Annotated in this window: 6 protein-coding genes; all 6 read right to left on the bottom strand. The window is 43.0% G+C overall.

Annotated features, from left to right (window positions below):
• Positions 1 to 151: 151 nt before the first annotated feature.
• The 6 genes from Q0200_RS05440 to Q0200_RS05415 all read right to left on the bottom strand — a co-directional run bounded on the left by Q0200_RS05440 (position 152) and on the right by Q0200_RS05415 (position 8,045).
• A complete protein-coding gene (locus tag Q0200_RS05440; protein ID WP_297938730.1) occupies positions 152 to 1,273 on the bottom strand; it encodes a hypothetical protein in 1,122 nt (373 codons plus the stop codon).
• A 5-nt stretch (positions 1,274 to 1,278) separates the two neighbouring features.
• Positions 1,279 to 2,640 carry a sodium-dependent transporter gene (locus Q0200_RS05435; RefSeq protein WP_297938727.1) on the bottom strand — a complete coding sequence of 454 codons (1,362 nt, stop codon included), beginning with the start codon at positions 2,638 to 2,640 and terminating at the stop codon, positions 1,279 to 1,281.
• Positions 2,641 to 2,809: 169 nt separating this feature from the next.
• Entirely contained in the window at positions 2,810 to 4,750 is a 1,941-nt protein-coding gene (locus Q0200_RS05430) for a BCCT family transporter (RefSeq protein ID WP_297938724.1), read from the bottom strand.
• A 126-nt stretch (positions 4,751 to 4,876) separates the two neighbouring features.
• The gene (locus Q0200_RS05425) at positions 4,877 to 6,322 is read right to left on the bottom strand and encodes a DKNYY domain-containing protein (RefSeq protein WP_297938721.1); all 1,446 of its coding nucleotides are present in this window, start codon (positions 6,320 to 6,322) and stop codon (positions 4,877 to 4,879) included.
• Positions 6,319 to 7,833 carry a DKNYY domain-containing protein gene (locus Q0200_RS05420; RefSeq protein ID WP_297938718.1) on the bottom strand — a complete coding sequence of 505 codons (1,515 nt, stop codon included), beginning with the start codon at positions 7,831 to 7,833 and terminating at the stop codon, positions 6,319 to 6,321. The genes Q0200_RS05425 and Q0200_RS05420 overlap by 4 nt, the downstream gene beginning before the upstream one ends.
• Positions 7,827 to 8,045: a hypothetical protein gene (locus Q0200_RS05415; RefSeq protein WP_297938715.1), complete on the bottom strand. Its 219-nt coding sequence runs from the start codon at positions 8,043 to 8,045 to the stop codon at positions 7,827 to 7,829. The genes Q0200_RS05420 and Q0200_RS05415 overlap by 7 nt, the downstream gene beginning before the upstream one ends.
• Between the last annotated feature and the right edge of the window lie 503 nt (positions 8,046 to 8,548).

Below are 8,548 nucleotides of genomic sequence, written 5' to 3'. Positions count from 1 at the left end.
GCGGCGGCTGATTCGTACTCGCCCTGCTCTAGCACGACGGCTGGCTTTTTAGCCTCCGAGCGGATAAAGTTTATCTGCAAGATCGCCAAAATCGCCTTTGCGGCAACGTAAAAAAAATAAATACCGAGTAAAAAATAAAACATATTTTTCCTTAAATTTTATAAAGACTAAAGCAGCCGTAGTCGGTGCGCACGGCCAAAAATTCCTCGCCGTTTATGTGCTCAAATTTCGTCTCACAGCGCTTCACGACGTGCGAGAGCGCAAAGCTAAGCCGCAAATTTCCACTTTTTAGATCGATGATGTGAGCCTTGTCGTAGTTTATTAACGCCAGCCGCAAACCGTCCGCGCTAACGCGAATTTTATCAGCCTTAGCGCACTCGTCGTGCATCCACGCGGGAGTTTGCCGCGAACCTGCCGCGTCAAAACAGACTAGACCGCCTTCGTAATACTCCCTGCCTAGCAGCGAGCCGTCTTTCAAAAAGTAAACGTCGCTAAGCGCGCCGAAGTCGCCTTTTATTTCATTTAAAATTTCGCCGTTCATCGTGCTTGTAATTTTAATCTCGTTTTGCTTGCAGTTTAGAGCCAGCCTCATACCATCCGTGCTAAGCGCTACGCAAAACGCCGCGCCGCAGCCTGAGTCCGTTTTGTATTTACCAAGAGACGAAAATTTCCCGTCTTTTAAAAGGTAAATTTGACCGTATGCCGCAAATGCCGCCGTTTCGCCGGACGCGCAGATAAAGCTCGTAATGTCGCCGTTTCTTTTTATTTTTAGCTCTTTAAAGACGTTTGTAAATTCGCCCATTTTGGGGTTAAATCTAAAAATATCGTGATCTAAGTCCAGCAGCAAATTTTCGCCGGCGCGCTCCGCGTGCCACGCAAGCGGCTTTGGCAGGATGATATCGCCTCTTATCGCTCCGTCTGCGCTCAGCCTAGTTAGAAAATCTACCGAGTCCTCTTCTTCGTAACCGCCGCATTTATAGACGAAAAACTCGCCTTCTGCGCTCGCAAAGGCTAGCGCGCCCGTGTATCCGCCGCCGATATAGACGTGCAAACTAGCTTCGCCCGCTTTGGCACCGCTGTTTTGCAGGACGTAGCCTTTTTTCAGGCTCTCCCACTCCTTTTTTACGCAGGTTTTTTGTGCCTCGCCAGTGCTAGCAAACTCCTTTTGCGTCTGCCTAGTTTTGCCGTTTTTGATGCTCTCGCTGATTAAAATTTTGTCCTGCACGCGCAAATTTAAGCGGTCGCCGTTAGCTAAATTTATAAGACTTTTCATCAAATTTACTTTAAAAAATTATCGTAAAACGAGCTGATAAAAAGCACCAAAATGATAAACGGAACGATAAATTTGATATACCAAAACCAGATATTTACGAGTTTTGCGTATTTTTCGCTGCCCTGCATTATCTCGCGTTTGGCTTCGTCTTTTAGCACCCAGCCGACAAATATCGCGCATCCTAGCGAAGTTAGCACGAAAAATATCGTAGCGCTTATGGCGTCGTATGCGTCAAAGATATTTTTACCGAAAATTTTAATGTGCGCAAGCAGGTTCGTAGCCATCAAGGACGGTAAATTTCCAAATATAAATATCGTGCCAAGCACAAGTAAGATCGCGCTTTTGCGTTTTATTTTAAATTTTTCCTGAAGCGTTGTGATGATAACCTCGTAGATCGGCAGCGAGGTCGTGAGCGCGGCGATCATCAGCAGCGCAAAAAACGCCACCGCGAAAAATCCGCCAAAAGGCATATGCGAAAAAACGATCGGCAGGCTCTTAAACACGAGACTCGGGCCGCTATCTGGCGATACGCCGTAGCTAAAGAGCGACGGAAATATCATAAAGCCCGCAAGTACGGCGATGACAGTATTTAGGATGCCCGTGATGATCGAGATTTTTACCAGCCCCTCGTCCTTTTTAACAAAGCTAGAAAGCGTGATCATCACGCCAAAACCAAGCGAAAGCGCGAAAAATACCTGCCCTAAAACATCGACGAAAAGCTTGATACTTATCTTTGAAAAATCGGGCGTGAGATAAAATTTAATCCCCTGCGCCACGCCATCTAAGGTCAAGTTTTTTACGATCATTACGATCATCAGTACAAAAAGCAGCGGCATGAGGTACTTCGCCGAGCGCTCTATTCCGCCGACCGCGCCCTGCACCAAGATCGCGTAGTTTACGAGCACGAACACGAGCGTGGCAAAGCTGATAGCCAGCGGATCGCTCACGATATTTTGCTCATAAAACGCGCTCGTAACCTCAAAACTAAGCACCTGCGAGAGATCAAGCATGCCAAATGCGATCTGCGCGATATAGTTTAGCACCCAGCCGCCGATGACCATGTAATAAGCCATGATGCCAAATGCGCCAAGCAGCCCCATCCAACCCACGATTTTCCACGCGGGATTTATATTTTTACCGCCGAATGCATCCACGGCGTTGCATTTTAGGCGTCTACCGATCGCATTTTCAGCCAAAATCATCGGTATACCGATCACAATCATCGCGATACAAAACACGAGTACGTAGGCTCCGCCGCCGTTTTGCCCGACTAGATACGGGAAACGCCACGTCGCGCCAAAACCCACGGTCGCACCCGCGACAGCCAAAATATACGTTACCTTCGAACTCCAAGTTTTTCTATCCATCTGTATACCTTTGTGAAAAAGAGAGATTATATAAAAATTTTATTTAAAGTTTTTAGAAGCATCTTTGAAATTTAAAACAAATCTGGATTAAAATCGGTAAATATTATTAGAAAAAGGCTGCTTGGCATAAATTTAAAGGCGTAAATTTATGCAAATTTACGCCAATTTTTTATTTTCTAACGACATGCAAGAACTGCATATGTTTGCGGTATTGCTCGATGACGTCATTTATCAGCGTAGCTTCGCTCCAGCCAAGCACATCGTAGTCCTGACCGCCCTCTTTTAGATAGACCTCGGCCCTGTAGTAAAGATCGTCGCCCTCAAGCTCCCTCGTATAGTCTGGGCTCTGGCTCTTGGTGAGATAGACGCCATATCTAAAGTCCATCTCGTCGCCAAGTCCGACATTTAAATTTACAAAATTTTCACCATTTGTGACCTTTGCTTCAAGGCCGTTTTTGGCAAATTCCTCTTTTAGCTCGTTAAAAGCTTTTAGCACGACTTCGTTTAAAAATTTCTTGCCATCTTTCTTGCCTGGCAGCGTGATGATCGCACTTAGACGCTCTTGCCACGGCTTTGAAAGATCACTAATAGGCATGTTGCTAAAGTTATTTGTCTCTTTTTTGGTTAGATCCACACGTAACGCCTTAAATAGCCCATAAATGGCGCCAAGTAGCACTATGGAAAATGGCAGCGCGGTCGTGATCGTAAGTGCCTGAAGTGAGCCAAGACCGCCAGCTAGCATCAAAAATGCCGCTACGACGCCCACTGTAACGCTCCAAAAGACCTTTTGCCAAACTGGCGTATCGTCCTTGCCGTTTGAGCAAAGCATGTTCATAACGATCGCCGCAGAGTCGGCAGAAGTTACGAAAAATATGACGATCATAAAGACTGCAATCACGCTTAGCACGCCTGAGAAGCTAAATTTCTCCAAAAACATAAATAGCGCTGAGGCTGAGTCAGAATTTACCGTGGTCGCTAGCTCGCTAAAGCCACTTTGCACCAAAGCGATCGCTGAGTTACCAAAGAAACTCATCCAGGCAAATGTAAAGCCAGTTGGCACGAGAAGCACGCCTATGACAAATTCTCTTATCGTCCTGCCTTTTGAAATTTTAGCGATAAATAGCCCCACAAACGGCGACCAAGATAGCCACCAAGCCCAGTATAGCAGCGTCCAGCCGCCAAGCCAGCTCTCGTTTTGCCTCTCGTAGGCGTAGAGGTTAAAGGTGTTTGAGATGAGCGTAGAGACGTAGTCGCCGCTGTTTTGTACAAACGACTTTAAAAGCTGCGTCGTATCGCCTAAAAATAGTATCAAAAACATAAAACATATAGCTAGCGCGATATTTGCGTTTGATAAGATTTTGATGCCCTTATCCACGCCGCTTGCCGCTGAGATGGTAGCTGCAAAACAAAGCACGATAAGAAGCGTGATATGCATAGTCGGCAGGCCAAAAACGTGCGTAAGGCCCGCATTTACCTGAAGTACACCGTATCCTAGCGATGTCGCCACGCCAAAAAGGGTCGCCACGACGGCAAATGTATCGATGGCACTACCTATCTTGCCATAAATTTTATCTCCGATGATCGGATAAAATGCCGATCTAAGCGTGAGTGGCAAGCCGTGCCTATACGAGAAAAAGGCGAGGATTAGCGCTACGATAGCATAGACCGACCATGCGCCCATGCCCCAGTGAAAAAATGTGATATTCAACGCAAGCTTTTGCGCTGCGATAGTTTGCGCGTCGCCAACTGGTGGGTTTAGATAGTGCATGAGTGGCTCGGCCACACCAAAAAATACTAGACCTATGCCCATACCAGCGGCAAAAAGCATAGAAAACCACGAGATATTTTTGTGCTCTGGCTTTACGTGATCAGCTCCAAGCTTGATCTCGCCAAGCTTACTAAAGCCAAGTATGATGACACTTAGCAGTATGACGGCGACAACCAGGATGTAAAACCAGCCAAATTTGGCCGCAATGTAGTTTTGCATACCTTTAAAAAACTCATTTGAGAAATTTGGAAATATCGCTGCAAATGCTGTTATTAAAGCTATGATAACAAGCGATGGGATAAATACCGAATTGTTAAATTTTGACCTTTGAAATTTAAACATTTTTCTCCTTTTTTGTAAATTTCATCTTCCTTTTAAAATAACGAAAAAAAGTAAATATGTCAAATTTTATCTTTAAATTTTTATGAAATTTTAAGCTTTAGCCACCAAAAATAGCTACTTTGAAATTTATCTCAAGTCGCTTTTATCTCTCTTTGGTTTTGCAAGAGTTATTAGCACTATGACGACAAAAGCGATGCCAAATGTGATATACAAAATGATCTTTGGCGAGTCATACTCTATCCTCGACCTTGCGACCTCTTCGCCGCTTGCCTCCACTAGCTCGCCACGCTTTATCATCTCGCTGATATCTTTTGCGCTAAGCTCTTTAGACGCTCTTGTTAAAATTTCTATGGCACTAGGATCCGCCACCTCATAAACGCTATGCTTTATGCCGTAAAATGGCTTTATTTTGCTAAAAAAATAGACCTTATCGCCATTTGCATAAACTGCGCCGTATTCGCCATCTCTTACCAGCCCTACTTCGCGCCAAGATGAGCTTGGGGCAAATTTATATAAAGAGACAGTTTGTGCCACTAAGTGCCTGCCGTGCTTTGAGCGCCGCCACTCTTCGCCTTGCTGCAAGAAATACGCTGAGCTCTCATCTACAAAAACGTCAGCATAGAGCCTTTTTAGCTCGCCTTTTAGCTGGTAGTCTGAAATTTTAGCTTGCTCGTTTTTTGTGCTATCCCAAAAGTAAAATCCATCTTTGCTGGCAAAAAGAGGCCAAAACGAATGCACGTTATCCACGCTATAAATGGCGCTATAAGGCATATTTTGAGCGCTAAATTTACGCTCATTTGCAAACACTGCCCCGCTTTTTGGCTCAAAAAGATATTCTATATCATGCTTAGCATCGTAGCATATCCGGCGCGTCTCATCTGAATATCTTGCATCAAGCCTATAAAAGCCCATAAACAAGCTTTTACCATCTGTGTAATACCCGCTAGCAGCGCCGCTTTCTGTCGTGATGTATCTTAGCTCGCTAGCATCTGCGTCAAGCTTTTCGCCCTTATAGTAAAGCGTAGCTCCGTCTCTTGCAAAACCAGCGTCAAATATAGGCTCTAAATTTGTGCTTTCAACCCTTTTTGTCCTGTAAAAATAAGGGCTATCATCGTAGCTTTTTATAAAAACGTGAACAAGGTTTTTCATAATGGCGCCAAATTCGCTAAATCCCGCCTCTTTCTCGCTTCTAGTGGCGCAATAATAGCTTATCTTGCCATCACTTAGATAGCCATTGCCAAGCACTTTGGCACTTTTTGGATCAAGACCAGGCAAAATTTCTCTAGCGCAATAGACACTATTTTTATCAGCCGCCACGTTTGAGTAGTCATATGCATGTTCTAGCTTTAAGACCCTAAAACTAGCCTCATCAATGCCTTTTAGCTCATACTTGCCGCTGCCTGAAATTTGAACGTAAATTTTACCCTCTGGCGAGCGGTAAAACTCGCTACTATCTATGTTTGCAAAGCCTCTTTGATACTCGCCCTCATGCCATAGATAAAGCATCGCCAAAACGAAAAATAGCGTCAAGATGACTAAAAAATAAATAAATCTAATAGCAACTTTTCTCATAATCTATAATCATCTACCCTTTTTTTAAGCTCGCTGTTTTGCTTTTTATTTTTAAAAATAGCGCCAACTACCGAGGCTACAAATGCTATGGCAAGAAATATCCAGTAGGCATATTTTTGCGAGTAATCATCAAAGTCGCTTATCGCATCGATCACCACCTCACCCTCAGCTGGCGTCATAGCGCCTTGATCTACCATTTTTACTATCTCATCAAGTTTTAAATTCTTAACATTTGGACCATAAGGACGAGTGAGAATTTCAACCACGCCAAGGTCGTTTATATCATAAACGCTGCTGTTAAAACGCCAGCCGTAGCCGACGTTATCAAAATAATATGTCTTATCGCCGTTTGCATAAACCGCTCCGTAACCATCGTTTCTAACAAGGCCTATCTTTCGCCACTGCTCTTTTGTATCAAGCCTAACGATAGACGTGTGGCGTGAGCTTAGGCTGTGATCATTTTTTGTGTTGTGCCAAATTTCATAGGTTTTTAGAAAATATGTCTTGCCATCACTTATCACCACGTCGCCATATAGCGGCGTTATCTCGCCTTTAAATGGATCATCGCCGTCTCTTACAAACTCGCCCTCATCTATGCTGTTATACCACTGCCACTTTCGCTCCCAGTGATAGATACCGCCTTTGCCACGAAAGAGCGCATGATAGGAGTGCTCATCTTTTAGGTTAAAAAGTGGCTCGTATGGGGCAAATTTTGGGTCAAATTCGTGATCGTTTGCATAGACCATGCCAGAATTTGGCTCATAAAGATAGTGAATGCGCCATATCTCGCCGATATCACGCATTTGTGGGCTAAATTTTATCCCTAGTTTTGTGCTGTCATAATAGACATTTTCTCCGTCAGTCGTAAAATGCATGCTCTTTCTGCCAGATGCCTGCTCGATGTATCGCATTTTGCTGGCATTTGCGCCCTCTAGCTCTTTGCCCTCATGATAGACCTTTACTCCGTCGCTTGCATAGCCAAAGCCCAAGATCGCAGCTAAATTAGCGTTATCAACCTGTCTAAATTTATAGATATGAGTTTGCGCTTTAGGGGTGTTAAACATTTTATGTGAGAAGATGTCCCAAAACTCTTTAAGTGCGGATATTTCAAGGTTTGTCTCGCTTTCGCTATCGCAAAAATATGTGATCTTGCCATCGCCAAAATAGCCATTACCAAGTGCCCTAACGCCATTTGGATCAAGCCCGCTCATTACGAGGTTGCCACAATATACCGCCTCATCGCTAGCACCAACGTTTCTGTTGTCGTATTTGCCAGTGTCAATGTATCTAAATTTGCTGGCCCTCACGCCTATTAGCTCAAATTTACCCCCACTTGGCACCATAGCATAGACCTTGTCATCTTTGACGTAAAAATAGCTATTATTTAACTCTTTACTATCGCCAATGTCGTCATCTAAAATAGTAGCTAACCCAAAGATAAAAAAATAGATAGCAAAAAACATTACAACAATGGCGATCATTACGGAAATTAGCGGATGTTTTTTTAACATTTTAGCTCCTCGGCGATCTCAAGTACTTCAAAATAGTCGTTTTCAAGCTCTTCTAGCTCGTTATAAAGCGCGGTAAGGCCTACTTCTTGATAAATTTTAGAGTCGCTTGCTAGCAAAACGCCGCTCTTTTCATTTATGCTAAAATTTATACCGTTTAAAATTTCATCTGCGCCAATTTTTTTACTAACGTCCATCAGGTCATTTAATACCATTTTCTCTCATTTTTAAAATTTCTCGCGATTATATCAAAAGCGAGCTAAAACCAAATTTTGTTATAATCGCAGCATAAATTTATACTTTTAAGCAAGCGCTTTATGAATCTTTCTATGAAAAAATTAGTAATTCCTATATTTTTAGAGATAGTCTTAAAAGTAACGATACAAAAGACGCAATAGAGTAAACCGATCACCGGTAAATATTTATTTTAGCTCAATTAAACTTAAGAAATTCTCTTTCTTCTTCCTTTTAAATTTAGATAATCTACGCTTAGTACGAGTGAGGTTGAATTAAAACCTCTTTTCTTTTAGTTCAATAGCGTTATTTTCAAAATTTAGTCAAATTAGATGCTTTTGATACTTCTATATCCATAGGCTACGTACTTATTTTTACTTCGCTACGTTTGTTATTTTCAAGAACACAGCTCTCATCGCAACTTACTGCTTCCTTGAATGTAGTTAAGTTATAGATAGCCTTTTTCTATAGCTCCAAATTTATA

The organism is uncultured Campylobacter sp. (genome assembly GCF_938045225.1).
Lineage (GTDB): Bacteria > Campylobacterota > Campylobacteria > Campylobacterales > Campylobacteraceae > Campylobacter_A.
Note: the sequence above shows the minus strand (reverse complement) of the source record. Positions and strands in the feature narration are given on the sequence as shown.

Coding starts and splice junctions, on each gene's coding strand:
- Q0200_RS05425 (WP_297938721.1), bottom strand. CDS start 6,322: ATGAGAAAAGTTGCTATTAGATTTATTTATTTTTTAGTCATCTTGACG.
- Q0200_RS05440 (WP_297938730.1), bottom strand. CDS start 1,273: ATGAAAAGTCTTATAAATTTAGCTAACGGCGACCGCTTAAATTTGCGC.
- Q0200_RS05430 (WP_297938724.1), bottom strand. CDS start 4,750: ATGTTTAAATTTCAAAGGTCAAAATTTAACAATTCGGTATTTATCCCA.
- Q0200_RS05415 (WP_297938715.1), bottom strand. CDS start 8,045: ATGGTATTAAATGACCTGATGGACGTTAGTAAAAAAATTGGCGCAGAT.
- Q0200_RS05420 (WP_297938718.1), bottom strand. CDS start 7,833: ATGTTAAAAAAACATCCGCTAATTTCCGTAATGATCGCCATTGTTGTA.
- Q0200_RS05435 (WP_297938727.1), bottom strand. CDS start 2,640: ATGGATAGAAAAACTTGGAGTTCGAAGGTAACGTATATTTTGGCTGTC.